Origin of the sequence: Pseudomonas sp. ATCC 43928 (assembly GCF_005938665.2) — a bacterium.
In the GTDB taxonomy this organism is placed as follows: domain Bacteria; phylum Pseudomonadota; class Gammaproteobacteria; order Pseudomonadales; family Pseudomonadaceae; genus Aquipseudomonas.
This window is the reverse complement of the sequence record NZ_CP041753.1, coordinates 6,067,696-6,091,432: the sequence shown is the minus strand read 5'-3', so window position 1 is coordinate 6,091,432 and position 23,737 is coordinate 6,067,696. Positions and strand designations below refer to the sequence as shown.

The following is a 23,737-nucleotide window of genomic DNA, read 5'->3' as shown; positions in this document are numbered from 1 at the left end:
CTTTGTAGGACGAGTTCTCCCATGGAAATCTCAGGAAACACCGCTTTCTATGCCGGTCTGAGCACTATTCAGACAGGGCAGAGCCGCGTCGATCAGGCTTCGGGACAGATCGCCAACAACACCATCGAGCGTTCGGTCACCAGTCAGTCCTCCGAGGTTCAGGTCGATCGTTTGCGCTCGGTAGACCGCAGCCAGCAATCGGATCTGGCCAGCAATGTGGTCGAGATGTCTCAAGGCAAGTTCCAGGTGGAACTTGGCGTCAAAGTCGCCAAGGCCTCCGATGAAATGCTCGGTACGTTGATCGATACCTTCGCCTGATTCCTCACTGAATTCACTACCCCAGCGCCGCGCCTGTTCGCGGCGTTTTTCTGCGTAAGTCCTTCTCCCTCAACTAATCTCTCCTACATGACGTGTTGCTCAATCAACGACGTTGCGCCACTGCGCGCCCAAGATTTTCATAGATCGAAGACGAACGGCAAAAGATCGGCGCTTGACAAGGTTTGGGCGTAAACGTATGTTTCAAACAACTGTTTGACCGTCACAACAAATCACCACGGTCGTTCATTCCCGGTTACATCAGCAGAGGTTTATCGCTATGCCTGACTACAAGGCCCCCTTGCGTGATATTCGCTTCGTTCGTGACGAACTGCTCGGCTACGAAGCGCACTATCAGAGCCTTCCGGCTTGCCAGGACGCAACTCCGGACATGGTTGACGCCATTCTCGAAGAAGGCGCCAAGTTTTGTGAGCAGGTGCTGGCTCCGCTGAACCGCGTGGGTGACACCGAAGGCTGCACCTGGAGCGAGTCGGGCGTTAAAACCCCGACCGGTTTCAAAGAAGCCTACAAGCAATTCGTCGAAGGCGGCTGGCCTAGCCTGGCCCACGATGTAGAGCACGGCGGCCAGGGCCTGCCGGAGTCTCTGGGCCTGGCTGTCAGCGAAATGGTTGGCGAGGCCAACTGGTCGTGGGGCATGTACCCAGGCCTGTCCCATGGCGCGATGAACACTATTTCCGAGCACGGCACGCCTGAGCAGCAAGAGGCTTACCTGACCAAACTGGTTTCCGGCGAATGGACCGGCACCATGTGCCTGACCGAACCGCACTGCGGCACTGACCTGGGCATGTTGCGCACCAAGGCCGAACCTCAGGCCGACGGCTCCTACAAAGTGTCCGGCACCAAGATCTTCATCTCGGCCGGTGAGCACGACATGGCCGACAACATCGTCCACATCGTTCTGGCACGTCTGCCGGACGCACCTGCCGGCACCAAAGGCATCTCGCTGTTCATCGTGCCGAAATTCCTGCCGAACGCAGATGGCTCGATCGGCGCGCGCAACGCTGTGAGCTGCGGTTCCCTGGAACACAAGATGGGCATCCACGGCAACGCCACCTGCGTGATGAACTTCGACGCGGCCACCGGTTACCTGATCGGCCCGGCGAACAAAGGCCTGAACTGCATGTTCACCTTTATGAACACCGCACGTCTGGGTACCGCGCTGCAAGGTCTGGCACACGCCGAGATCGGCTTCCAGGGCGGCCTGAAATACGCTCGCGATCGCCTGCAAATGCGCTCCCTGACTGGCCCGAAAGCGCCGGACAAAGCCGCTGACCCGATCATCGTTCACCCTGATGTTCGTCGCATGCTGTTGACCATGAAGGCGTTCGCCGAAGGCAACCGTGCGATGGTTTACTTCACCGCCAAGCAAGTCGACATCGTCAAATACGGCGTCGATGAAGAAGAGAAGAAGAAAGCCGACGCATTGCTGGCCTTCATGACGCCGATCGCCAAAGCCTTCATGACTGAAGTCGGTTTCGAATCCGCCAACCACGGCGTGCAGATCTACGGTGGCCACGGTTTCATCGCCGAGTGGGGCATGGAGCAGAACGTTCGCGACAGCCGTATTTCGATGCTGTACGAAGGCACCACCGGCATCCAGGCACTCGACCTGCTGGGCCGTAAAGTGCTGATGACTCAAGGCGAAGCGCTCAAGGGCTTCACCAAGATCGTCCACAAGTTCTGCCAGAGCAACGAAGGCAATGACGCGGTCAAAGAGTTCGTCGAGCCATTGGCTGCGCTGAACAAAGAATGGGGCGAGCTGACCATGAAGGTCGGTATGGCGGCCATGAAAGATCGCGAAGAAGTCGGCGCAGCATCCGTGGACTACCTGATGTACTCCGGTTACGCCTGCCTGGCCTACTTCTGGGCTGACATGGCGCGTCTGGCGGCCGAGAAACTGGCTGCCGGTACCACCGAAGAGGCGTTCTACACCGCCAAGCTGCAGACTGCGCGCTTCTACTTCCAGCGCATCCTGCCGCGTACCCGCACTCACGTTGCAACCATGCTGTCGGGCGCCAACAACCTGATGGACATGAAAGAAGAAGACTTCGCACTGGGTTACTAAGCCCTACGCAGTCTCTTCACAAAGCCGCTGCTTCCTCGGAAGCAGCGGCTTTTTTATGCCTGACGCAAACGATCACGTCTTTAAATATTCCTGACTAAAACGCTAAGAAGAACGACTTTGCTGCCGTTAAAGAGGCTGCGATGTGACGCCTGTCACGTTGCACGTGCTTAGCTGCGCCAAATGCAGGCACAATGCCATCTTTGTTTGCCGGGTCGGAGCTTTACCCTTGCCGCGTTCTTCCGCTGTACGTTTCAGCCATTTTTTGCCATCGCTGCTGTTGTTGCTCGCGGGGCTTGCGGCTGCCTACGTCAAGGATCTCAACGTCTTCTTCACTTCGCTGTTCAACGTGCTGCCCACTCTGGTGCTGTTGCTCGGCGGTGCGTATTGCGCGGTTTATCGACGTCAGCGTGAACTGTTTCTGATGGTCACGGTGTACATCGCCTACTTCCTGCTCGACACCCAGACCGACTATTACCGCGACAACGGCAAGGTTCGTGAAGACGCCGCGGTGGTGTTCCATCTGTGCTGTCTGTTGTTGCCGTTGCTGTTTGGCTTGTTCGCTGCCTGGCAAGAGCGTACTCACCTGTTCCAGGACATGGTGGCGCGTTTCGCTGTGTTGCTGGCGTTCGGCAGTGTGGCGCTGGGGCTGGAGCAAAGTTACCCACAGGCGCTGCTGATGTGGCTGTCGGAGATCCGCTGGCCGGCGTTGCATGGTGCGTGGATGAGCCTGATCCAATTGTCTTATCCCGTGTTCCTCGCCTCGTTCCTGTTATTGGCCTGGCAATACTGGCGCAACCCAAGACCCTTGCACGCTGCGCAATTGGTGGGGCTGTTGGGATTGTTCTGGATGTTGCCGAAAACCTTCATCCTGCCCTTCACCCTCAACATCATGTGCAGCCAGGTGATGTTGATGATTGCCGCCGCGGTTGCCCATGAGGCCTATCAGATGGCTTTCCGCGACGAACTCACCGGCCTGCCGGGGCGCCGCGCCCTGAACGAGCGCATGCAACGGCTGGGGCGCAATTACGTGCTGGCGATGAGCGACGTCGATCACTTCAAGAAATTCAACGACACCCACGGCCACGATGTCGGCGATCAAGTGTTGCGTCTGGTCGCCAGCAAGCTGTCGAAAATCAGTGGTGGCGGTAGGGCATATCGCTACGGCGGTGAGGAATTTGCCTTGGTGTTCGCAGGCAAGACCCTCGAAGAGTGCATGCCGCATCTGGAGGTCATCCGCGAATCCATTGCCACTTACAACATCCAGCTGCGCAATCAGGACAGCCGTCCCCAGGATGACCAGCAGGGACGCCAGCGTCGCGCGGGTTCGGGTGCCTCGAGTGTTTCGGTCACCGTCAGCATCGGCGTCGCCGAACGCCTGGAACAACGCACCCCCGAAGAAGTGCTCAAATCCGCCGACCAGGCGCTCTACAGCGCCAAGGGCGCGGGGCGAAACTGTGTGATGGCCTTCGGTCAGAACCGCCGTGGCGCAGTGCGCATGGACGCCGCTGCGGGTTGAGTGATGATGGCGCATTCAGCGTCTGGACTGTGATTGTGAGGTGTGATGCACGGCAGTAGGTTTGAGCCATCTGCTGCCGGAGAAATGAACATGCCCGAGTACAAAGCTCCCCTGCGCGACATGCGCTTTCTGATCGATCACGTGTTTGATTTTCACAGCAACTACGCCGCGCTGGGGGCCACCGATGCCAGCCCGGACATGGTCAATGCGATTCTCGAAGAAGGCGCGAAATTCTGTGAGAACGTTCTCGCACCGCTGAACCGCAGCGGCGACGAAGAAGGCTGCCATTTCGACAACGGTGTGGTCACAACGCCTACAGGCTTCAAGCAAGCATTCGCACAATACGTGGAAGGCGGCTGGCATGGTCTGGCGGCGGACCCGGCTTACGGCGGCCAGGGCTTGCCAAGTTCCTTGGGGCTGGTCATCAGCGAAATGGTCGGCTCCAGTAACACGTCCTGGGGCATGTACCCCGGCCTGACCCATGGTGCGATGTCGGCCATCCATGCCCATGGCACTGAAGAACAGAAACAGACCTACCTGAGCAAACTCACCGCAGGCCAATGGACCGGCACCATGTGCCTGACCGAAGCCCATTGCGGCACCGATCTGGGCATCATCAAGACCCGCGCCGTGCCTCAGGCCGATGGCAGTTACGCGATCTCTGGCAGCAAGATATTCATCTCCGCCGGTGAGCACGACATGAGTGACAACATCATTCATCTGGTGCTGGCCAAATTGCCGGACGCGCCAGCGGGGACCAAAGGCATTTCTCTGTTTATCGTGCCCAAATTCCTACCCAATGCCGAGGGTGAGGCAGGCGAGCGCAACGGCGTTTCCTGCGGTTCGATCGAACACAAAATGGGCATCAAGGCCTCGGCCACCTGCGTGCTGAATTTCGACGATGCCAAGGGCTTCTTGATCGGTGAGCCGAATAAGGGCCTGAACTGCATGTTCACCATGATGAACCACGCGCGGCTCGGCACCGGCATGCAAGGTTTGTGTCTGGGGGAGACGAGCTTCCAGGGTGCGGTCAAATACGCCAACGACCGTCTGCAAATGCGCTCGCTGACCGGCCCGAAAGCTCCGGAAAAACCTGCCGACCCGATCATCGTGCATCCCGATGTGCGCAGGATGTTGTTGACCATGAAGGCCTTCAACGAAGGCAACCGGGCGCTGACTTACTTCACCGCACAGTTGCTGGACGCTGCGCACCTGAGCCCGGATGAAACGGCGCGTCAGGACGCCGAGGATTTGCTGGCGTTCCTCACACCGATCTGCAAAGCCTTCATGACCGACACCGGGCTGGAGGTGACCAACCTCGGCATGCAGGTGTTTGGCGGCCACGGTTTCATTCGTGAATGGGGCATGGAGCAGTTGGTTCGCGACTGCCGGATCGCGCCGATCTATGAAGGCACCAACGGCATTCAGGCGCTGGATCTGCTTGGGCGCAAAGTCCTTGGCAGTCAGGGAAAACTGCTGCGCGGCTTCACTAAAATCGTCCACAAGTTCTGTGCGGCAAACGCTGAGCACCCGCAACTCGGCGGTTATGTGGCGCAACTCAACGATCTGAATCAGCAGTGGGGTGAATTGACCACCAGGATCGGCATGGCTGCGATGAAAAATCCGGATGAGGTCGGCGCCGCTTCGGTGGATTACCTGATGTACTGCGGCTACATCATCCACGGCTACCTGTGGCTACGCATGGCGCTGGTGGCTCAGTCGCAGTTGGAGGCGGGCAGCGGTGATGCCGATTACTGCCGAGGCAAACTGGCGACCAACGAGTTTTACTTCAAGCGTTTACTGCCGCGGACGGCTGCTCATCGGGCGGCCATCGAGGCGGGTAGCGATTGCCTGATGAAGTTGCCGGCGGAGTTGTTTGCACTTTAATCATTCAAATCAGCCATAAAGAAGCCCGCCTTGCTGCGGGCTTCTTTATGAAGAACAGCTCAGTGACTAAAAATAACAAATCGGTCATTGGCTGACCCTATGTGTCGTAAAAGTTGTTGAGGTACACTCGGACACAGCGAAATCACTATTCCTACGAACCACCTGTTTAGATCTTGCGAGGTTTGCCATGGCTGACTACAAAGCGCCCCTGCGCGATATGCGCTTCGTCCTCAATGAAGTTTTCGAGGTCGCCAAACTCTGGGCCGAACTGCCAGCGCTCGCCGAGACCGTCGATGCTGAAACCGTCGAAGCCATTCTGGAAGAAGCCGGCAAGGTCACCAGCAAAAGCATCGCGCCCCTGAGCCGTGCGGCTGACGAAGAAGGTTGCCACTGGGCCGACGGTGCCGTCACCACCCCGGCCGGTTTCCCACAGGCGTATCAGACCTACGCTGAAGGCGGTTGGGTCGGTGTCGGTGGCGATCCAACCTACGGCGGCATGGGCATGCCCAAGGCGGTTTCGGCGCAGGTCGAAGAAATGGTCAACTCCGCCAGCCTGTCGTTCGGTCTGTATCCGATGCTGACCGCCGGCGCCTGCCTGTCGATCAACGCCCACGCCAGCGAAGAGCTGAAAGCCGCGTACCTGCCGAACATGTACGCCGGTGTCTGGGCCGGTTCCATGTGCCTGACCGAGCCGCACGCCGGTACTGATCTGGGGATTATCCGCACCAAGGCCGAACCTCAGGCTGACGGTTCCTACAAGGTCAGCGGCACCAAGATCTTCATCACCGGCGGCGAACACGACCTGACCGAGAACATCATCCACTTGGTCTTGGCCAAGCTGCCGGACGCGCCAGCAGGGCCGAAAGGTATTTCGCTGTTCCTGGTGCCGAAGTTCATGGTCAATGCCGATGGCAGCCTCGGTGCGCGCAACCCGGTGACCTGTGGTTCGATCGAACACAAGATGGGTATCCAGGCATCCGCAACCTGCGTGATGAATTTCGACGAAGCCGTGGGTTACCTGGTCGGCGAGCCGAACAAAGGCCTGGCGGCGATGTTCACCATGATGAACTACGAGCGTCTGGGTGTCGGCATCCAGGGCCTGGCCTCGGGTGAACGTTCCTACCAGAACGCCATTGAATACGCTCGCGACCGCCTGCAGAGCCGTTCGCCGACCGGCGCGCAGAACAAGGACAAAGTGGCTGACCCCATCATCGTCCACCCTGACGTGCGTCGCATGCTGCTGACCATGAAAGCCTCGAACGAAGGCGGCCGTGCATTTTCCACTTACGTGGCGATGCAACTGGACACCGCCAAGTTCAGCGAAGACGCCACCACCCGCAAGCGCGCAGAAGACCTGGTCGCACTGTTGACGCCTGTTGCCAAGGCATTCCTGACCGATTTGGGGCTTGAAACCACAGTTCATGGCCAGCAGATTTTTGGCGGCCACGGCTACATCCGTGAGTGGGGCCAGGAGCAACTGGTTCGTGACGTGCGTATCACGCAGATCTACGAAGGCACCAATGGTATTCAGGCGCTGGACCTTGTCGGGCGCAAGATCGTCGGCAGCGGCGGGGCGTTCTACAAACTGTTCGCTGACGAGATTCGTCATTTCACCGCGACGGCCAGTGTTGATTTGGCGGAGTTCACCAAACCGCTGAACGATGCAGTGGGCACCCTCGACGATCTGACCGCATGGCTGCTGGACCGGGCGAAAAACAACCCGAACGAAATCGGCGCTGCTTCGGTCGAGTATCTACAAGCATTCGGTTACACCGCCTATGCCTACATGTGGGCACTGATGGCCAAGGCAGCCTTCGGCAAAGAAGCGCAGGACGATTTCTACGCGAGCAAACTGGGTACGGCGCGGTTCTATTTCGCTCGTCTGCTGCCACGTATTCACTCGTTGAGCGCGTCGGTAAAGGCGGGAAGCGAATCGTTGTTCCTGTTGGACGCAGGACAGTTCTGACTCTGTAACGTCATGTAAGCATTCTCTTACATGACGTGCTGCTGTTTTCCCATATGCGCAGATTGGATCCAGAGCTAATCTACTTCACATGGACGTCGCGCAGGAAGCGCAAAGCAACAACACGGACACGTAGGATTCTGCCAGGACGGCGGAGTGAAATGGATGTCAGGGAAACAGTCTGCAAAGCCCCGCTTCGGCGGGGTTTTCTTTTGCCTGCAAAAAAGTTCAGCTCAACCCATCCAGGGCCGTCGGGCTACGCAAGTGTTCATCCATCACCTCTTCCAGCAATGTCCGCAACAACGCCAGCGAAGCCTGTTGCCGCTGCACATCCCGACACACCAACCCCACTTTCAGCGGCACCCGCGGCTCACTCAGTGGTTTCCACAGCAACTCTTGGTCGCCATGGGTCTTTTGCGAGCGTCCGGGCAGCACAGTCGCCAGCCGCGTGTGCGGCAGGCTGTCGAGAATCCCCGCCATGTTGTTCAGCTCGGCCTGCACCTGCGGCCGGCGCCCAAGACTGGCCAGTTGTGCCTGCCAGATCTGCCGCACCTGGAACTCTTCACCCAACAGCAACATGGGCAACTCGGCCGCCTGGCTCATGGAGACCTTCTTGAATTCGCGCAACGGATGGTCCGCCGGGATGACAAGGGTCAGCTCATCTTCGTACAACGGCACGCCGTGCAAACCCGGCTGACGGGGCGGCAGGTAACTGATCCCGATGTCCAGCGAACCATTGAGTAGTCGCCGCTCGATTTCCAGGCCGGTCAGTTCATAGATCTGCACCACCAGATGCGGCTGTGCCTTGCGCACGCGTTCGAGCATTTGCGGCACCAGGCTGGAGTGGACGGTCTGCAGTACGCCAATGGCCAAGGTTCGCAGCGCCTTGCCCTTGAAATTGCCCAAGGCTTCGCGCGCGCGTTGCAAGCCATCGAGCAAGGGCAGGGCATGGTTGTACAACGTGTGGGCCGCCAGGGTTGGCAGCAGACGCTTGCTGCTGCGTTCGAACAGGCTTACATCGAGGTTCTGTTCGAGTTGGCGGATCTGCTGGGACAACGCAGGCTGGGAGATAGAAAGCCGCTCGGCGGCCCGACCGACGTGGCCCTCTTCGTAGACCGCGACGAAATAACGCAGTTGTTTGAAATCCATAAGTAATACTTATCGAAAATGCTGAGAAATCGAAATGGCTCAGTGCCTTGCCTACGCCTAGTCTAACCGCATTCACAAGGCTTACAGGGCCATAAAGCACGATGAATACCGTTTACAGCGATGGTGTTTACATAGGCAAGGCAAAAAACCTCGGACGAGGTTTTATCCGATGAATCTGTTCAACCTGCGACGCAAGCCACCGAGCCTTGATGACCTGGCGATGGACACTTCCCTGCCGGCCAGAAGCGACAACTTTTCCAGCGAGTGCCTGATGCCCAGTGTCGAACGACCGAAACAGATTTTCGTGCGTGGCCAAGGCTCCTGGTTGTGGGACAGCGATAACCGCGCTTACCTGGATTTCTCACAGGGTGGCGGCGCCAATAGCCTCGGACATAGCCCTTCAGCACTGGTCAAAGCGATTTCGGAGCAGGCTCAGTCGCTGATCAATCCGGGTTTCGGACTGCACAACCGCGGCGTGCTCAACCTCGCCGACCGGCTCTGCGCCAGTACCGGCAGTGACCAGGCGTACCTGCTCAACAGTGGCAGCGAAGCCTGTGAAGCGGCGATCAAACTGGCGCGCAAATGGGGCCAGCAACATCGTGGCGGCGCTTCGCGGATCATTGTGGCCAGTAAAGGCTGTCATGGTCGTAGCCTCGGGACGATTTCTGCGTCGGACAGTTCGAATCTGATCAACCGATTCGAGCCACAGTTGCCGGGCTTCAGCCATGTCCCGTTCAATGACCTGCCCGCCTTGCATGCGGCCGTGGATGCCCAGACGGTCGCGATCATGCTCGAACCGATCCAGAGCGAGGCCGGGGTGATTCCCGCTACCGAGCACTACCTCAAGGGCGTCGAGCGCTTGTGTCGTGAGCTTGGCATTCTGCTGATATTTGACGAAGTGCAAACCGGCGTCGGTCGCTGCGGCACATTGCTTGCCGAACAGTCCTACGGTGTGCGGGCAGATATCGTGGTGCTCGGCAAAGGGCTCGGTGGTGGCGTGCCATTGGCGGCATTGTTGGCGCGAGGCAAGGCCTGTTGTTTCGAAATCGGCGAAATGAGCGGCACTCATCATGGCAATGCGTTGATGAGTGCCGCCGGGCTTGTCGTGCTCGACAGCGTGCAGGACAAGGGCTTTATCGATCATATGCGGGAAACCGCTCAGCATCTGGGCGAAGGCCTGAGTCGTCTGGCCCATCGCTATGGTCACGGCGAATTGCGTGGGCAAGGGCTGCTCTGGGGGCTCGATCTGTCCGACGATTCGGCCGACGCCGTAGTCAAGGCTGCGTTGTACGAAGGCTTGCTGCTCAATGCGCCGCAAGCCGATTGCCTGCGCTTTACCCCGGCCCTTACGGTCAGCAAGGCCAATATCGACGAAATGCTCCTGCGTCTGGCCCGCGCCTTCTCCCGCGTGCGCACCGCGCAACTGCAGTGCCGCAAAGGTATTGCTGTCTGATCAGACCCGCCCTACACGAATTTCCGAACCGTCTCGCGGTATAACGCAGCGCCCCACGTTTGATTCTTTTCGCGTGGGGCGTTTTTTTGTCTCTGCGGTTTGCCGAAGACATTTCAGTGCTTGAGCGATAGCAGGATCAATGGTTGCCCGCGAATGGGGCGCTACGATTTCAGTCCGCCAACTCCATCACCCGCCGATAAAACATCCATTCCTGCTCCAGCACATGGGCCTGGTTGCCGGCCTTGCGAAAGCCATGGCGTTCGTCGGCGTAGTAATGCGCTTCGACCAGAATGCCGTTGTCCTGTAATGCCTTGACCATGTCGCGGGTCTGTTGCGGCACCACCACGGCGTCCAGTTCACCCTGAAAGAAGATCATTGGAACGCTAATGTTGTTCGCGTGCAGCAGCGGCGTGCGCGCGGCGTAGCGTTCAGCGTCCTCTACCGGGTCTCCGATCAACCAGTCCAGATAATCGCTTTCGAACTTGTGCGTGACGCGGCCCAGCGCAACGGGATCGCTGACGCCATACAGGCTGGCACCCGCACGAAAGACCTTGTGAAAGGCCAATGCGCACAATGCGGTGTACCCGCCGGCGCTGCCACCACGGATAAACGCTTTATCGCCGTCGATCAGTCCGCGCCCGGCCAGGTAGCCGACCACTGCGCAGGCATCTTCCACGTCCACCTTGCCCCAGCTCAAATGCAGCGCCTGGCGATAAGCACGGCCGTAGCCGCTGCTGCCTCGGTAGTTGAGATCGGCCACGGCGAAGCCGCGTTGTGCCCAATACTGGATTCGCGGGTCGAACATCGGGTAGCAGGCCGAAGTCGGGCCGCCGTGAATGAACACCACCAAGGGCGGTTTCGTATCGTCGTTCATTGCCGGGTAGAAGAACCCATGGGCCTCGCCCGAACCGCTCGGATAACGCAGGGTTTGCGGGCGGCTGATCTGATCGGCCGGCAGGGGGACAACACCACCGGCGAGGGTCTTCACCTGTCGGGTCTTGCGGTCAATGGCAATCACCGACGCCGAACTGACCGGCGAAGCAGCGATGCAGTAGATGAACTGTTCATCCTGTGCGAGATGGCGGAAGCGGCTGTAGTCGCCCGTGAAATCCTCACGGGAGCCATCGCCATGACAAAGCCCCAGTCGCCCAAAACCCTCTTCGGTCCAACTGGCCAGATAAGTGTCTTCGCTCAACGGTAACCAGGTGCAACCACCCAATTGCCAGGGCGCCGGTCCATGGTCGGCAGCAGTGCTCGGGAGTGGGCTCAGTCCTTCTGTCGACTCCACCCACGGCTGCCAGAAACCGCCGCGATCAGTCAGACAATACAGACGGCCGCTGTCATCGAATCCCGGTTGTTGCAGTGACTCCTGAGCACCGTCACCGGCCACACAACGCGGCTGCGCAAAGGTGTGATCGCGCTGGCGTTCGGCAACCATCAGGCGTGTTGCGGTCCAGGGCTGATCCGGGCGATTCCACTCGATCCAGGCCAGACGTCGACCGTCAGGACTCAAGGTCGGTGCCGCGTAGAAATCAGCGCCTTCGGCCAGCAGATGGCGTCGGCCATCTGCCAGATCGATCGCCACCAGGCGATGCCGATCGCGGTTTTCTTCCACCGCCAGCACTTGCCCGTTGGCGAAGTGCAGATCGCCGTACCGGCATTCACTTGAAGTCAGCACCTCAGGCGTCTCATCGCTCAGCGATTGCCGATACAGCTGCTGATCGGCCTCGTTGACGAACACCAGCCCGTCATCGGTCAGACAAAACGCGCCACCGCCATATTCGTACACCCGGCTGCGCACACTGAACGTGGGTGGCGTCAGGCAATGGGCCTGACCGTCGCGCCACTGCCAGACTCGGCAGGCAGCATCTTCGGGGCGGTACTCGTTCCAGAACAGGCCATGTGGCCCGACCTGCAACTCGGCGAAGTCGATGCCGGCCGCGACGGCCCTGGCGGCGCTCAAGGGTTCAGCTTTTGGCGATGAGGCGTGAGTTTCGTTCATTGCGAAAGGCCAGTTGTTCGATGGTCTGGGTCGCGTGCTCGGCTTCTTCGCGGGCCTTGAGGATCACGCCGTGATGTTTCGACTTGCTGCACACCGGGTCGGCATTGCTCGCGTCACCCGTGAGCATGAACGCCTGGCAACGGCAGCCGCCGAAGTCCTTTTCTTTCTCGTCGCAGGAGCGGCACGGCTCGGGCATCCAGTCGTAACCGCGAAAGCGGTTGAAGCCGAACGAGTCGTACCAGATGTGCTGCATGCTGTGGTCGCGCACGTTGGGAAACTGCACCGGCAGCTGTCGGGCGCCATGACAGGGCAGGGCGGTTCCGTCTGGTGTGACCGTCAGAAAAATACTGCCCCAGCCATTCATGCAGGCTTTCGGACGCTCTTCGTAATAGTCCGGCGTCACGAAAATCAGCTTGCACGGATGCCCTTCGGCTTCCAGTTTCGCGCGGTATTCGTTGGTGATGCGTTCGGCGCGAACCAATTGTTCCTTGGTCGGTAGCAGGCCGACCCGATTGAGCTGAGCCCAACCATAGAACTGGCACGTCGCGAGTTCGACGAAGTCTGCCTCAAGGGCAATGCACAGCTCGATGATCCGGTCGATTTTGTCGATGTTGTGCCGATGGGTGACGAAGTTCAGCACCATCGGATAGCCGTGCGCCTTCACCGCACGGGCCATTTCGAGTTTTTGCGCGAAGGCCTTTTTCGAGCCGGCCAGCAGGTTGTTCACCTGCTCGTCGCTGGCCTGGAAGCTGATCTGGATGTGGTCCAGGCCGGCCTTTTTGAAGTCGCTGATTTTCTGCTCGGTGAGGCCGATGCCGGAGGTGATCAGGTTGGTGTAGAACCCCAGTTTGCGCGCCTCAGCGATCAACTCGGCGAGGTCCTGGCGCACCAGCGGTTCACCACCGGAAAAGCCCAACTGCGCCGCGCCCATTTCCCGGGCTTCGCGAAAGACCTTGATCCACTGCTCGGTGGTCAACTCCCGGCCTTGCTCGGCGAAATCCAGCGGATTGGAGCAGTACGGGCATTGCAACGGGCAGCGATAGGTCAGCTCGGCCAGCAGCCAAAGGGGCAGGCCGATTTCGGGCTTGGGCGGTAACTTGCCTGACACGGAATCAGGCAAGTTCGATCCAGTGCTGAGCACGGGCGACCTCCATGAATTGCTCGATGTCGTCACCGAGCTCGGGCACGCCGGGGAACTGTTTGTCGAGCTCGGCGATGATGGCCGCGACATCTCGCTGGCCATCGATCAAGCCGCCGATCAGCGCGGCGCTCTCATTGAGTTTGATCATGCCTTCGGGGTAGAGCAATACATGGCCCTTTTGCGCCGGTTCGTACTGGAAACGGTAGCCGGGACGCCAGGTCGGGGTTTTGCTGCGATCAAAACTCATAAGGTGATTCCTTTATGCCAGACCCGCTGTTCGGTCACGCTGTGGTACGGCGGGCGGTTCAGTTCGTAGGCCATGCTCATGGCATCGAGCATGCTCCAAAGAATGTCCAGTTTGAACTGGAGAATTTCCAGCATGCGCTCCTGGCCTTCCCGCGTAGTGTAATGCTGCAACGTGATTGCCAGACCGTGCTCCACATCCCGGCGAGCCTGGCCCAGGCGTGTACGGAAATATTCGTAACCGGCCGGGTCGATCCACGGGTAATGCTGCGGCCAACTGTCGAGGCGCGATTGGTGGATTTGCGGCGCAAACAGTTCGGTCAATGAGCTGCTGGCGGCTTCCTGCCAACGGGCCCGGCGGGCGAAGTTGACGTAGGCATCCACGGCGAAACGCACGCCGGGCAGCACCAGTTCTTGGGAGCGCAACTGATCCGGGTCGAGGCCGACCGCTTGCCCAAGACGCAACCAGGCTTCGATACCGCCGTCTTCACCGGGGGCGCCGTCATGGTCCAGCAGGCGCTGAATCCACTCGCGACGAATCTCGCGGTCCGGGCAGTTGGCCAAGATCGCGGCGTCCTTGAGCGGGATGTTCACCTGATAGTAAAAGCGGTTGGCGACCCAGCCCTGGATCTGCTCGCGAGTCGCCCGACCTTCATACATCGCCACGTGATATGGGTGATAGATGTGGTAATAGGCGCCCTTGGCGCGCAGGGCCGCTTCGAATTCGGCGGGGGACATTGGGGTATCAGTCATTGCGGTTCTCCGGGAACAACCGGTGGATTCTTTGGTGTCTGGTCTGACGCCTTCGCGGGCAGGCCTGCTCCCACAGAGATAACGCTATCCCTGTGGGAGCGTGGTTGGCCTGCGAAGAGGCCATCCGCTACAGCACAATACTCATGCCGTCATAAGCCACTTCAACTTCACGACGGGCCAGCTCCGCACGCTCTGGCGAATTCTCATCGAGAATCGGGTTGGTGTTGTTGATGTGGATAAGCACTTTGCGCTGCTTGGGCAGTTGTTCCAGCACTTCGAGCATGCCGCCGGGGCCGTTCTGCGCCAGATGGCCCATTTCCCGACCCGTGCGCGTGCCGACACCACGGCGCTGCATTTCGTCGTCGTCCCACATCGTACCGTCTACCAACAGACAATCGCTGCTGGCCATGATCTTCAGCAGCGGAGCATCGACCTTGCCCAGGCCCGGTGCGTAGAACAGTTTACCGCCGGTGCTCAGGTCTTCGACGATCAGGCCGATGTTGTCGCCCGGATGCGGGTCAAAGCGGTGCGGCGAGTAGGGTGGGGCGGCGCTGCGCAGAGGCAGTGGGGTGAAGCGCAGATTCGGGCAGGCCGGGACGGTGAAGCTCTGATCGAGTTCGATACGGTTCCAGTTCAACCCGCCGTTCCAGTGGGTCAGCATGGTGAACAACGGGAACCCGGTGCTCAGGTCTTCATGGACCATGTCGGTGCACCAGACCTGATGCGGGCAGCCTTCGCGCAAGCTGAGCAGGCCGGTGGTGTGGTCGATCTGGCTGTCCATCAGGATGATTGCGCTGATGCCGGTATCTCGCAGCGCGCGTCCCGGCTGCATCGGCGCGAAACTCTGGAGCTGGGCGCGGATGTCCGGCGAAGCATTGCACAGCACCCAGTTCACGCCATCATCGGAAATCGCGATGGACGACTGGGTACGCGCTTCGGCCCGCAGGCTGCCGTCGCGAAAACCTGCGCAGTTCGCGCAGTTGCAGTTCCACTGGGGGAAACCGCCGCCGGCGGCGGAACCTAGAATCTGGACAAACATGGCCGCTCCATCATTGAAAACTGAAAATAAAAACGCCCCGGCAAGCCGAGGCGTAGCACTGCATTCTCTACCAAACGGCAGAGCTTAGCGGCTTGCGAAGTACATGGTGACTTCGAAGCCGATACGCAGGTCGGTGTAAGCAGGTTTGGACCAGGACATAGAAGCGCTCCTTCAGGTGGATGGGACAGTTGAGACCTACACATATAGTCCACCTCCAGCCGGAGATGTTCAGATAGTTAGGTGGCTATGTTACTCAAAATTACAGAGTGATTGGCTGCGAATCTTTGAGAAAGCTAATTGCAGCGCCGGTAATGATCATTTTGCCACTTGCCAGCGCGTAGTCGGGCAAGCTCCGCTGGCCAGACAGCGCCAGCCACCTTCGGCCATATTCAGTCGCTGTGCCGCGGCCAGCAAGGCTTTGCGGTCGATCTTCAGAATCGCTTGAGGTAAAAGGCCCAGATAATCCGACGAGTGGCCGGCCAGTTTGCCTTGCCAGAGCAGTTCGGCGGCCTGGGTGTTGGGCAGGGCGGTGCTGTCGAATTGATCGGCCAGGGCTTGGCGTTGGGCGATGAAGGTCAGCTCATCGATGCTTTCGATCATCCTTTCGAGCTCGCCGAGGAATTGTTCGATGTGCTGCAACAAGTCCAGAGGCGCGACGCTCGGCGATTGCACGCCGAACAACAGCCCGGTCTGACCGTTGATCTGGCGCAGGCCACTGAACACCGCGTAACCGAGTTGCAGTTCCACCCGCAAGCGTTGATAGAACGGTGTCTGGCACACGTGTGCGAGCAAGCGCCAGGCAGCTTCGTCGGCGATGTCATGGGTTGCCGTCGGACAAAAGAGTAACAGCGCGTGTTCGCTGGAGCCGGTATCGATGGCGCTCCAGAGATGCTGTGAGCCGATCGATAGAGGTGACGTCGATTGATGGTCTGGCGTTCCCGGCACACGACTCAACGCCAACCCCATCGCCGCTTGCGTCTGGGCCGACAATCCGGTCGCCAGGCCATCCCAACGCGCACTCGACCAGAGTTGCTGCAAGTCATCCGAGGCTGCGGTGTGTTCAGTGCATAGATCGGGCAGCGCCTTGAGCAGCTGTCGAATCGGCATCAATGGGGTGGCCGTCGGTGCATCCTGTAAGAAACGCGCATCAGGTTTTGTCAGCGCTTTCAGCACATGTTCGAGGACTGTTGGCATCGGTTCCTGCAGGCCCGTCAGTTTCAGCAGCCACTCATTGCCCGATGCGCTGAAGGAAACGTCGACACCGGCCTGACGTGCATCCTCGCGCAACGGCCCCAGGTTGTTTTCCAGATTGGTCTGAAGACGGCCGTGAGGCGCGGACTCCAGGCGCCAGCGCAGATAAACCGCGCCTTCATCCGTGTTATCCGGCAACTCCTGACTGAACTGCATCGGCGAACGTTCGCGGCGACTGCGCGAGCGATCCTGGGCAAAGGTCCGCAGGCCACGGTGGGCGCTGGTCTGGCCGCGAATCAAGCCGGCATTCGGGGCTGGAGTCTCGGTACGCAAAAACGGGTTGGGGGGCGGCAGTTGCCACTGGCCGGTGAAGTTATCCACAGCGCCGATTTGTTTCAGGATTGCCTTGAGGGCAACAACGCCCTGTTCGGATAATTCCGGTTCAAGTTGCTCGCTGTCCCGTTGGGCCAGTTGCAAGGCGCTGCTGACTTGCTGTTGGCGCTGCTGCAGGGTTGCGTACTCTTCGCGCAATTGAGCCCAATCCTGACGGGAGGCAAAAAAGCCCAGCCAATCCAGAAGCCGTTCGCGGATCACGCTGCCCGATTGCGTGGCGTTTGCGGGCTGCGTGAATTCGATGTGCAGCAAGGCTTGCCCGGCATAGCAGTAGAGCGGCGCGGCTTTCAGGTTGTCTGCCAGCCCGCTGTCTCGCAGCTGCGCCAACAGGCCGCCGGGTTTTGCGGCGGTCAGCCAATGGCACAGGAACGCCAGCGCTTCGGGCGATGAGTCGGGCAGCCCTTCGAAGGTGAACAGCAGATCCAGTCGACGTTCTCCAGCCTGTTGATAATTATTGGCCGATGAATCCATCAACAGGCTGGGCTTTGCCTGGGGGACTTTTTTACCGGCGGGAATGGCAATGGCAAACGCCTGCGCCATCCCTTTCAATTCTTCGAGACTCTGCGGGCCGGCCAGGCTCAACGTCATTTGCCCGGTCTGATAAAACTGCTGATGGAAGTCCTTCAACGCTTGCTGAAACTCGGGCTGCGGAATCGGCAGGCTGTAACGGTTGCCAGCATGAAACGCCCGTAACGGGTGAGCCGCCGAGAGCCCGTCGAACAGCGCGAATTGCTGTTGGGCTGTGGCATCCCGCGACCAGGCGACAAATTCGGCGTGCAGCACTTCCCGTTCCCGCCGCTGATCGTCTGGATTCATACGCGGATGGGCGAGCATGTCTGACAGATGCTCCAGCCCAGCGCTGAACGCCTGGGGCGGCAGTTCGAAAAAGAAGTCCGTCGTCCGTTCGCTGGTGCGCGCATTCACCTGCCCGCCATGACCTTGCACATAGGCCATCAGCCCTTGTCCTGCGGGAAAGCGCTCTGTACCCAGGAACAGCAAATGCTCGAGAAAGTGCGCCAGCCCCGGCCAGGCCGATGGCACGTCGTGACTGCCGGCAGCGACCCGCAACGCAGCGGCGCCGCGCTTCAAACCGGGAGCATGACGCAGCGTCACCCGCAGACCGTTGGCCAGGGTTTCAGTGTGAAGGTGGGGGTGATTCAGCGCAGGCATGAGCACTTCCAGAACAGAGAAGCGCTAATGCTAGCGGATTAGGGGGCGTTCTCAATGAGTTTCCACACTGCGCCGGGGAAACATATTGAGAACGCCCCCTAAGTGGATCAGCGCTTGTTCAGCGCGTCGTAAAGCTCGGGACGGCGATCGAGGAAGTAGCGATTGGCGGCGCGGGAATCGATCATCAGCTGGCGATCCAGCTCACCGACAATCAGTGCTTCATCAAGGCCGGCCTGGGCGATACGGCTGCCATCCGGCGCGGCGATGCTGCTCTGGCCGCAATACTGGATCTCGCCCTCGCTCCCACAGTAGTTGGCGTAAGCCACATAACACTGGTTTTCGAAGGCCCGGGCGCGGACGGTGACGTCGGCGATGAAATCGTAGGGAATCATGTTCGCCGTCGGCACCAGGATCAGCTCGGCACCGGCCAACGCCAGACGCCGGGCGTTCTCCGGGAACTCCAGGTCGTAGCAGATCAAAAAGCCAAGCTTCCAGCCATTGAGTTCAACCAACGGAAACTCATCCGACCCGGGGCTGAACATCGAGTGATCGAGGTCACCGAACAGATGAGTCTTGCGGTAGTTGCACAGCCGCTCGCCATGGGCGTCGATCAACTGCACGGCGTTGTAGATCTGCCCGTCCTCGGTACGCTCGGGGTAGCCATACAGAATGGCGATCCCGGCTGCCTTGGCGATGCGCGCGATTTGCTGCGCCGATTCACCGTTGTGCACCTCCGCCAGCACGCTGACGGCGTCTATGCCGATGTTGTAGCCGGTCAGGAACATCTCCGGCCCCACCAGCAAATCCGCGCCCTTGGCCTCCAGCGCCAGTTGATGCAGGCGTTGCAGGTTGCCTGCGACATCCAGGGGCCGCGGTGGACATTGGTAAAGGGCTACGCGCATTTCGGATTCCTCTTACTCGGGCAGGGCGATCGGACCGATCTCGTTGAACACATCTCCTGGACCCGGGTTTTCGGCGTGAGTTTCACCGCCGAAGTGTTTCATGATGCCCCATACCGCGTTGAGCGAGGTCTGCACCGCGCCTTCAACCCACGCCGGCGTCCATGAAACGTCATCGCCGGCGATGAAAATCCCGCGTTGCTCGGGCGGCATGTCGTCCTGCATGAAGTGCGCGTACATGCGCTGGTTGTAGCGGTAGTGACCGGGCAGGGCGCCCTTGAAGGCCCCGAGGAAATGCGGGTCGGCTTCCCACGACACGGTGATCGGATCGCCGATGATCCGCGCGGCGATGTCGACTTTCGGGTAGATCTTCTTCAACGCATCCAGCGCCAGCTTCACGCGCTTTTCCACTGGCTGTGGAAGCATTTTCAGGGCGTCGCTCATCCATGAGTACGACAGGCAAATCACCCCAGGCTTGTCGTCGCCGTTATCGAACAAGTACGTGCCACGGGTCAGGCGATCAGTGAGGGTCATGCTCATCAGGTCGCGGCCGGTTTCCGGGTCTTTGTCCTTCCAGAACGGGCGGTCGACCATCACGAAAGTTTTCGACGACTGCATGTAGCGGGTACGGTCCAGGGCCATCCACATCTTTTGCGAGAACAGGCTCTCGTCGCATTCGATCTGGGTGGTCAGCAGCCAGCTCTGGCAAGTGGTCAGCACCGCTGCGTATTCGCGGGTGTCGCCCCAGTTGTCGGTGACCGCAAAACGGCCGCCTGCCGCATGGGCAATTTTCTTCACGCCGGTACGTGGTGCGCCGTTGTGCAGCGAGCTGAGGCTGGTGCCTTCAGGCCAGTGCACGCAACGCTCCGGCACATGGCGCCAGATGCCTTGCGGCACTTGTTCCACGCCGCCGACCACCAGGTGCTGGTGATCGTCGCAGTTGGTCATCACCACGCGGAAGATTTCCAGCATCGAGTTGGGGAAGTCCGAGTCCCAGCCGCCGGTGCCGAAACCGACCTGGCCGAACACTTCGCGGTGATGGAAGGAGAGCTTGGCGAAGGCTTTGGAGGTGGCGACGAAATCGTAGAACGTGCGGTCGTCCCACAACGGCACCAAGGTGTTCCACAATTCCTTGAGGCGCGGCACGTCGCGATCGCGGATCGCCTGCTGGATCTCGCCGAAGCGAGAACCGTCTTCCAGGGCATCGGCCCAAGCGTCAGCCACTTCCTGGAACAGTGCAGGAAGATCCGCCAGTTTCTGTGCGTAATGGGTTTTGCCTTCCAGATCGATCACCGTGCTGCCAGACGCGGGGGTCAGCGGGTTCGGGAAGGGCCTGGTCTCGAGGCCGAGTTTATCGACGTAGTGATAAAACGCAGTGGACGACACCGGGAAGCGCATGCCGCCGAGCTCGGCGATGATGCCTTCGGCACCGTTGAACGCCTGGGAGCGCAGACGACCGCCCATTTTCGAGGCTTCGTAGACGACAGGTTTGAGGCCCAGTTTCATCAGTTCATAGGCGGCCACCAGACCGGCAATGCCAGCCCCGACGATCGCCACTTCGGCGCCGTGATTGTGCGCTGGAATGCTCCCCAGGCCGGCCGGGTGCTCGATCCAGTCATCGAAGGCGAAAGGAAAGTCCGGGCCGAAAATGGTGACTGGTTTTTTACCGTCTGCAGGATGGCGATTGTTCTTGTTCATGGCTGACCTTGCTGGCGACCCGACGCAGGATGCGCGTCTGAGTATAGGAAAAGATGGCAGCCATTCTAGAGAGCGTAGAACACGTTAATAAGACGCAATGTGTCGTCGTTTTGCTAATTGTTTTATCAGTATGACGATGCATCACTACATATTGTAGGTGTGAGCAGTGCGACGATCCGACTTGCCCGCGAAGAGTTCCGACCAGACACCGAAGGCCTCAAACCGGCTGCCCCCGATCAATCTTGCTGCTCAGGATGATCGAAGTCGTCGTCTTCTCCACCCCATCCACACTGCCGATCTGATCCAGCAACTGATCCAGCTGCTCCGGCGAATCGGTGCGCAACCACGCCACATAATCAAACTCGCCACTCACCGCACACAGCTGCTGCACCTGAGCCATGGCGCTAAGTCGTCGCAGCACTTCCTTGCCAGACCTCGGTTGCACCGTAATCCCGACGTAAGCCTGCAACCCGCCATCCACCACACGCTGACCCAGTCGCACACCGTAACCGGTGATCACCTTGGCCTTTTCCAACCGAGCCAGGCGCGAAGTAACGGTGGTCCGGGCGATGCCCAGTTGCCGGGCAAGCATGGCCACACTTTCACGGGCATTGATCTGCAAGGCGGCGATCAATTGGCGGTCGATTTCGTCGAGAACGGGCGGGCGAGTGTCAGGCAAAGGGGCATCTCCAGCGGTACAGAGCAATGGGCTGGCATATTACAGGCAGTCCATGCCCTCAACGGGTTAATTGGATGGACACAAATTGTCACTCGTAGTCGAATGCGCAACCAGGGGCTGTGAAGCGAGGGGATCGAAATGAAGAGCATGCCTGCGGCTCTGCGCGACTATGCACTGCAGATTGCCAATCACGAAATGGGGCATTACGTCGTAGCCCGAGCCCTGGGTTTTGAAACGGGTGATGTGACCCTGAAAGTGACCATGGGCCTGACGCATCATGGTGGGGCCTCCATTACCTTGACGCGGTCCATTTCGTCGCTCGAAGCCATGAAGGAACATTTGGAAGCCCGGATAATGGTCCTCTTCGCCGGCGCCATGGCGCAGACATTACCTGCAAAGCACTCGCCCGAGAAACGCGTCGATAAGTCGAAAGCGGCAGCCATCCTGAACGGAGAGTTTGGAGCGGAACAGGATCACGCAAAAATAAGAGAGTTGCGGTACTTGCTTCGAAACATCGCCTATCCCGATACGGATCCAGCGTCGTCTGATCGCATCATTGCTGAGCTGACAGACATTAATGATCGCTTGTGGTTGCGCACCCAAGAAATCGTCGAGGTGTTAGCCGATACGATTACTGGATTGGCGGGGCTTTTGGTGGAGCGCATGGTCATTGTGGAGCAGTGGGGGCGGCCGGCGGATACGTATGAGGTTGTGTTGACGGGGGAAGTGCTTGAGCGGTTGCAGCCGGTGCAGGCGATCCCTTCATTGGGTGTTTGGACGTAAGCTGATTGGCAGCGACGTCCGGAGAGTATCCCGTCGAAAAAAAGCCCAACAAGGCGGCAAAGTGCCCAAATGCGCCCATTACGCAATTCTCGGAGTTTGCCTACAACCTTGGCGGACGTCATCCGATAACCCGCCGTCCGCGCAAAATATAACCTAGACGACAGGCAGGAAAAATGACGCACGACCCGCCTCGGAGCCGCGCACAAGGCGCGATCTGATCCCGACAGGAAGACGCTGTATGTCCTTACCTCCCACGACTCAAGCCAGCATTGAACAGTTGCACCGAGACGTGGCTGCTTTGGCTGAAGACATGCGTAGCCCGGCCCCCACCGCGACCCGAGCGATACTACTGCCGTTCGGGCTCGGCGCCGCGCTGGCCCAGGTGACCTTTCATGTGCGCTAGATCCGTGCTGTCTAGGATCAGAATTAGGCCGCGCCCGCAGAGTTGGCAAGGCTGGTCAATGTGGCATTACACATTTCCGACGCACCTGGCCTGCGTTACAGCCGCCACCGATCATTTAGCAGTGATTTTGGCGGCATCTAACCAACGTTAGGAGTTACCAGTATGTTCAAAGTAACCCCCAATCCACCGGCAAGGTCCAACGCTAAGATCATCGATCAACGCGCTGTTGATCGACTGTTGTCCCATATGATTTTGGGTCAGAGACGGCACCGAGAAATCGTGCCAGGGCTTCAGTCCCCCTCCGTGAACCGCCGCCGCGTCAGGAAAAGCACCACGCCCAGCGGCACGGCCAGCAGTGCTAGCAGCTCCAGGTCAAAGCCCAGCACCTGCTGTTCACCAACCTTGAAGATGCTGACCAAGCCCGTTGCCAGCAGCGCCAAACCCAGCCACTTGCGCAGCGGGTATGGTTTCAGAAACTGAACGAGGATCGCGCCCAGCACCAGAAGGACGATAGTTTGCATGATGTAGGGCATGTGCAGTTCCTCAGACCTTGATGACCAGCGTCACGACAGAGCGCTGTGGGCCAATCCCGCCATGGACCTCTCCGACCAGCACGTCACCTGCATGCAGGTTCGAATTCCCTTGGCGACGTTGCCGCGCATAGTGCTGATAGCATCGCCGGGTGAGGGGATTGGAAATGCAGACTGTCAGCAGGCATGGCAGGTTTCGAGCCTGCATTCGGTCGTACATATCGACGACCATGCTGTTGACTTGCTAATGGGCGCGTTTCGCTTCGCCAAAGTGCAGCTCGCGCAGACGACCTCAGTCGCTTTCCATGAGGGTGATTTGAGACAGATTGAAGACGATCCCTTCCTCGGACCTGTACTGCGTGGTCTTCTCGAACTTCATGCGCGTATCCATTCGTGCAAAAAGACGATGATTTTCAACAAGCGGTGACTAAGATGCAAACGGTC

21 protein-coding genes are annotated in these 23,737 nt (G+C 59.3%); 9 read left to right on the top strand and 12 right to left on the bottom strand.

What is annotated here, in order from left to right; genetic code table 11:
• Nucleotides 1-21 precede the first annotated feature (21 nt).
• From FFH90_RS28120 to FFH90_RS28100, 5 genes are all read left to right on the top strand, one after another.
• The gene (locus FFH90_RS28120; RefSeq protein ID WP_018928821.1) at nucleotides 22-318 is read left to right on the top strand and encodes a hypothetical protein; all 297 of its coding nucleotides are present in this window, start codon (nucleotides 22-24) and stop codon (nucleotides 316-318) included.
• Nucleotides 319-595: 277 nt separating this feature from the next.
• Nucleotides 596-2,401 carry a phenylacyl-CoA dehydrogenase gene (locus FFH90_RS28115; protein WP_007936490.1) on the top strand — a complete coding sequence of 602 codons (1,806 nt, stop codon included), beginning with the start codon at nucleotides 596-598 and terminating at the stop codon, nucleotides 2,399-2,401.
• A gap of 226 nt (nucleotides 2,402-2,627) precedes the next feature.
• Complete coding sequence (locus tag FFH90_RS28110) at nucleotides 2,628-3,917, top strand: GGDEF domain-containing protein (RefSeq protein WP_064620796.1); 1,290 nt, start codon at nucleotides 2,628-2,630, stop codon at nucleotides 3,915-3,917.
• Nucleotides 3,918-4,007: 90 nt separating this feature from the next.
• Nucleotides 4,008-5,804, top strand: a complete 1,797-nt coding sequence (locus FFH90_RS28105; RefSeq protein WP_138866410.1) for an acyl-CoA dehydrogenase C-terminal domain-containing protein — start codon at nucleotides 4,008-4,010, stop codon at nucleotides 5,802-5,804.
• Between the two features lie 187 nt (nucleotides 5,805-5,991).
• A complete protein-coding gene (locus FFH90_RS28100; protein ID WP_138866409.1) occupies nucleotides 5,992-7,770 on the top strand; it encodes an acyl-CoA dehydrogenase C-terminal domain-containing protein in 1,779 nt (592 codons plus the stop codon).
• Between the two features lie 225 nt (nucleotides 7,771-7,995).
• Here the strand turns inward: FFH90_RS28100 and FFH90_RS28095 are convergent, their stop codons facing one another.
• Entirely contained in the window at nucleotides 7,996-8,916 is a 921-nt protein-coding gene (locus FFH90_RS28095; RefSeq protein ID WP_028940266.1) for a LysR family transcriptional regulator, read from the bottom strand.
• Nucleotides 8,917-9,085: 169 nt separating this feature from the next.
• On the opposite strand from FFH90_RS28095, the gene FFH90_RS28090 reads away from it, so the two are divergent.
• The gene (locus FFH90_RS28090) at nucleotides 9,086-10,369 is read left to right on the top strand and encodes an aspartate aminotransferase family protein (protein ID WP_138866408.1); all 1,284 of its coding nucleotides are present in this window, start codon (nucleotides 9,086-9,088) and stop codon (nucleotides 10,367-10,369) included.
• Between the two features lie 169 nt (nucleotides 10,370-10,538).
• Here the strand turns inward: FFH90_RS28090 and FFH90_RS28085 are convergent, their stop codons facing one another.
• The 10 genes from FFH90_RS28085 to FFH90_RS28040 form a co-directional block, all read right to left on the bottom strand.
• Nucleotides 10,539-12,371, bottom strand: a complete 1,833-nt coding sequence (locus tag FFH90_RS28085; RefSeq protein WP_138866407.1) for a S9 family peptidase — start codon at nucleotides 12,369-12,371, stop codon at nucleotides 10,539-10,541.
• A complete protein-coding gene (gene pqqE / locus FFH90_RS28080) occupies nucleotides 12,337-13,479 on the bottom strand; it encodes a pyrroloquinoline quinone biosynthesis protein PqqE (protein WP_168206208.1) in 1,143 nt (380 codons plus the stop codon). Before pqqE ends, FFH90_RS28085 begins: the two co-directional genes overlap by 35 nt.
• Before the next feature lie 4 nt (nucleotides 13,480-13,483).
• Nucleotides 13,484-13,759 (bottom strand): pyrroloquinoline quinone biosynthesis peptide chaperone PqqD, encoded by a 276-nt coding sequence (pqqD, locus tag FFH90_RS28075; protein ID WP_018928829.1) that lies wholly within the window; start codon nucleotides 13,757-13,759, stop codon nucleotides 13,484-13,486.
• Nucleotides 13,756-14,508, bottom strand: a complete 753-nt coding sequence (pqqC, locus tag FFH90_RS28070; protein ID WP_007936521.1) for a pyrroloquinoline-quinone synthase PqqC — start codon at nucleotides 14,506-14,508, stop codon at nucleotides 13,756-13,758. The genes pqqD and pqqC overlap by 4 nt, the downstream gene beginning before the upstream one ends.
• A gap of 127 nt (nucleotides 14,509-14,635) precedes the next feature.
• Complete coding sequence (gene pqqB, locus FFH90_RS28065) at nucleotides 14,636-15,547, bottom strand: pyrroloquinoline quinone biosynthesis protein PqqB (protein ID WP_138866406.1); 912 nt, start codon at nucleotides 15,545-15,547, stop codon at nucleotides 14,636-14,638.
• Between the two features lie 84 nt (nucleotides 15,548-15,631).
• Nucleotides 15,632-15,706, bottom strand: a complete 75-nt coding sequence (gene pqqA / locus FFH90_RS28060; protein WP_009045898.1) for a pyrroloquinoline quinone precursor peptide PqqA — start codon at nucleotides 15,704-15,706, stop codon at nucleotides 15,632-15,634.
• Nucleotides 15,707-15,862: 156 nt separating this feature from the next.
• Entirely contained in the window at nucleotides 15,863-18,301 is a 2,439-nt protein-coding gene (pqqF, locus tag FFH90_RS28055; RefSeq protein ID WP_138866405.1) for a pyrroloquinoline quinone biosynthesis protein PqqF, read from the bottom strand.
• Nucleotides 18,302-18,408: 107 nt separating this feature from the next.
• Nucleotides 18,409-19,203, bottom strand: coding sequence for a carbon-nitrogen hydrolase family protein (locus tag FFH90_RS28050; RefSeq protein WP_138866404.1), 795 nt, complete (start codon nucleotides 19,201-19,203; stop codon nucleotides 18,409-18,411).
• Between the two features lie 12 nt (nucleotides 19,204-19,215).
• Nucleotides 19,216-20,898 (bottom strand): NAD(P)/FAD-dependent oxidoreductase, encoded by a 1,683-nt coding sequence (locus tag FFH90_RS28045; protein ID WP_138866403.1) that lies wholly within the window; start codon nucleotides 20,896-20,898, stop codon nucleotides 19,216-19,218.
• Between the two features lie 217 nt (nucleotides 20,899-21,115).
• Nucleotides 21,116-21,577 (bottom strand): Lrp/AsnC family transcriptional regulator, encoded by a 462-nt coding sequence (locus tag FFH90_RS28040; RefSeq protein ID WP_007980298.1) that lies wholly within the window; start codon nucleotides 21,575-21,577, stop codon nucleotides 21,116-21,118.
• A gap of 138 nt (nucleotides 21,578-21,715) precedes the next feature.
• Between FFH90_RS28040 and FFH90_RS28035 the strand changes: the two genes are divergently transcribed.
• Nucleotides 21,716-22,360: a peptidase M41 gene (locus FFH90_RS28035; protein ID WP_138866402.1), complete on the top strand. Its 645-nt coding sequence runs from the start codon at nucleotides 21,716-21,718 to the stop codon at nucleotides 22,358-22,360.
• Between the two features lie 238 nt (nucleotides 22,361-22,598).
• Nucleotides 22,599-22,763, top strand: a complete 165-nt coding sequence (locus FFH90_RS30080; RefSeq protein ID WP_168206189.1) for a hypothetical protein — start codon at nucleotides 22,599-22,601, stop codon at nucleotides 22,761-22,763.
• Between the two features lie 290 nt (nucleotides 22,764-23,053).
• Here the strand turns inward: FFH90_RS30080 and FFH90_RS28030 are convergent, their stop codons facing one another.
• Entirely contained in the window at nucleotides 23,054-23,296 is a 243-nt protein-coding gene (locus tag FFH90_RS28030; protein WP_138866401.1) for a hypothetical protein, read from the bottom strand.
• A gap of 61 nt (nucleotides 23,297-23,357) precedes the next feature.
• On the opposite strand from FFH90_RS28030, the gene FFH90_RS30075 reads away from it, so the two are divergent.
• Nucleotides 23,358-23,720 carry a hypothetical protein gene (locus FFH90_RS30075; protein ID WP_168206188.1) on the top strand — a complete coding sequence of 121 codons (363 nt, stop codon included), beginning with the start codon at nucleotides 23,358-23,360 and terminating at the stop codon, nucleotides 23,718-23,720.
• Nucleotides 23,721-23,737: the final 17 nt, after the last annotated feature.

What these genes read in the sequence shown, in the direction of transcription:
- FFH90_RS28120 (WP_018928821.1), top strand. Translation starts at nt 22, where the DNA reads ATGGAAATCTCAGGAAACACCGCTTTCTATGCCGGTCTGAGCACTATT.
- FFH90_RS28115 (WP_007936490.1), top strand. Translation starts at nt 596, where the DNA reads ATGCCTGACTACAAGGCCCCCTTGCGTGATATTCGCTTCGTTCGTGAC.
- FFH90_RS28105 (WP_138866410.1), top strand. Translation starts at nt 4,008, where the DNA reads ATGCCCGAGTACAAAGCTCCCCTGCGCGACATGCGCTTTCTGATCGAT.
- FFH90_RS28100 (WP_138866409.1), top strand. Translation starts at nt 5,992, where the DNA reads ATGGCTGACTACAAAGCGCCCCTGCGCGATATGCGCTTCGTCCTCAAT.
- FFH90_RS28095 (WP_028940266.1), bottom strand. Translation starts at nt 8,916, where the DNA reads ATGGATTTCAAACAACTGCGTTATTTCGTCGCGGTCTACGAAGAGGGC.
- FFH90_RS28090 (WP_138866408.1), top strand. Translation starts at nt 9,086, where the DNA reads ATGAATCTGTTCAACCTGCGACGCAAGCCACCGAGCCTTGATGACCTG.
- FFH90_RS28085 (WP_138866407.1), bottom strand. Translation starts at nt 12,371, where the DNA reads ATGAACGAAACTCACGCCTCATCGCCAAAAGCTGAACCCTTGAGCGCC.
- pqqD (WP_018928829.1), bottom strand. Translation starts at nt 13,759, where the DNA reads ATGAGTTTTGATCGCAGCAAAACCCCGACCTGGCGTCCCGGCTACCGT.
- pqqC (WP_007936521.1), bottom strand. Translation starts at nt 14,508, where the DNA reads ATGACTGATACCCCAATGTCCCCCGCCGAATTCGAAGCGGCCCTGCGC.
- pqqB (WP_138866406.1), bottom strand. Translation starts at nt 15,547, where the DNA reads ATGTTTGTCCAGATTCTAGGTTCCGCCGCCGGCGGCGGTTTCCCCCAG.
- pqqF (WP_138866405.1), bottom strand. Translation starts at nt 18,301, where the DNA reads ATGCCTGCGCTGAATCACCCCCACCTTCACACTGAAACCCTGGCCAAC.
- FFH90_RS28050 (WP_138866404.1), bottom strand. Translation starts at nt 19,203, where the DNA reads ATGCGCGTAGCCCTTTACCAATGTCCACCGCGGCCCCTGGATGTCGCA.
- FFH90_RS28045 (WP_138866403.1), bottom strand. Translation starts at nt 20,898, where the DNA reads ATGAACAAGAACAATCGCCATCCTGCAGACGGTAAAAAACCAGTCACC.
- FFH90_RS28035 (WP_138866402.1), top strand. Translation starts at nt 21,716, where the DNA reads ATGAAGAGCATGCCTGCGGCTCTGCGCGACTATGCACTGCAGATTGCC.
- FFH90_RS30080 (WP_168206189.1), top strand. Translation starts at nt 22,599, where the DNA reads ATGTCCTTACCTCCCACGACTCAAGCCAGCATTGAACAGTTGCACCGA.
- FFH90_RS28030 (WP_138866401.1), bottom strand. Translation starts at nt 23,296, where the DNA reads ATGCCCTACATCATGCAAACTATCGTCCTTCTGGTGCTGGGCGCGATC.
- FFH90_RS30075 (WP_168206188.1), top strand. Translation starts at nt 23,358, where the DNA reads ATGGACCTCTCCGACCAGCACGTCACCTGCATGCAGGTTCGAATTCCC.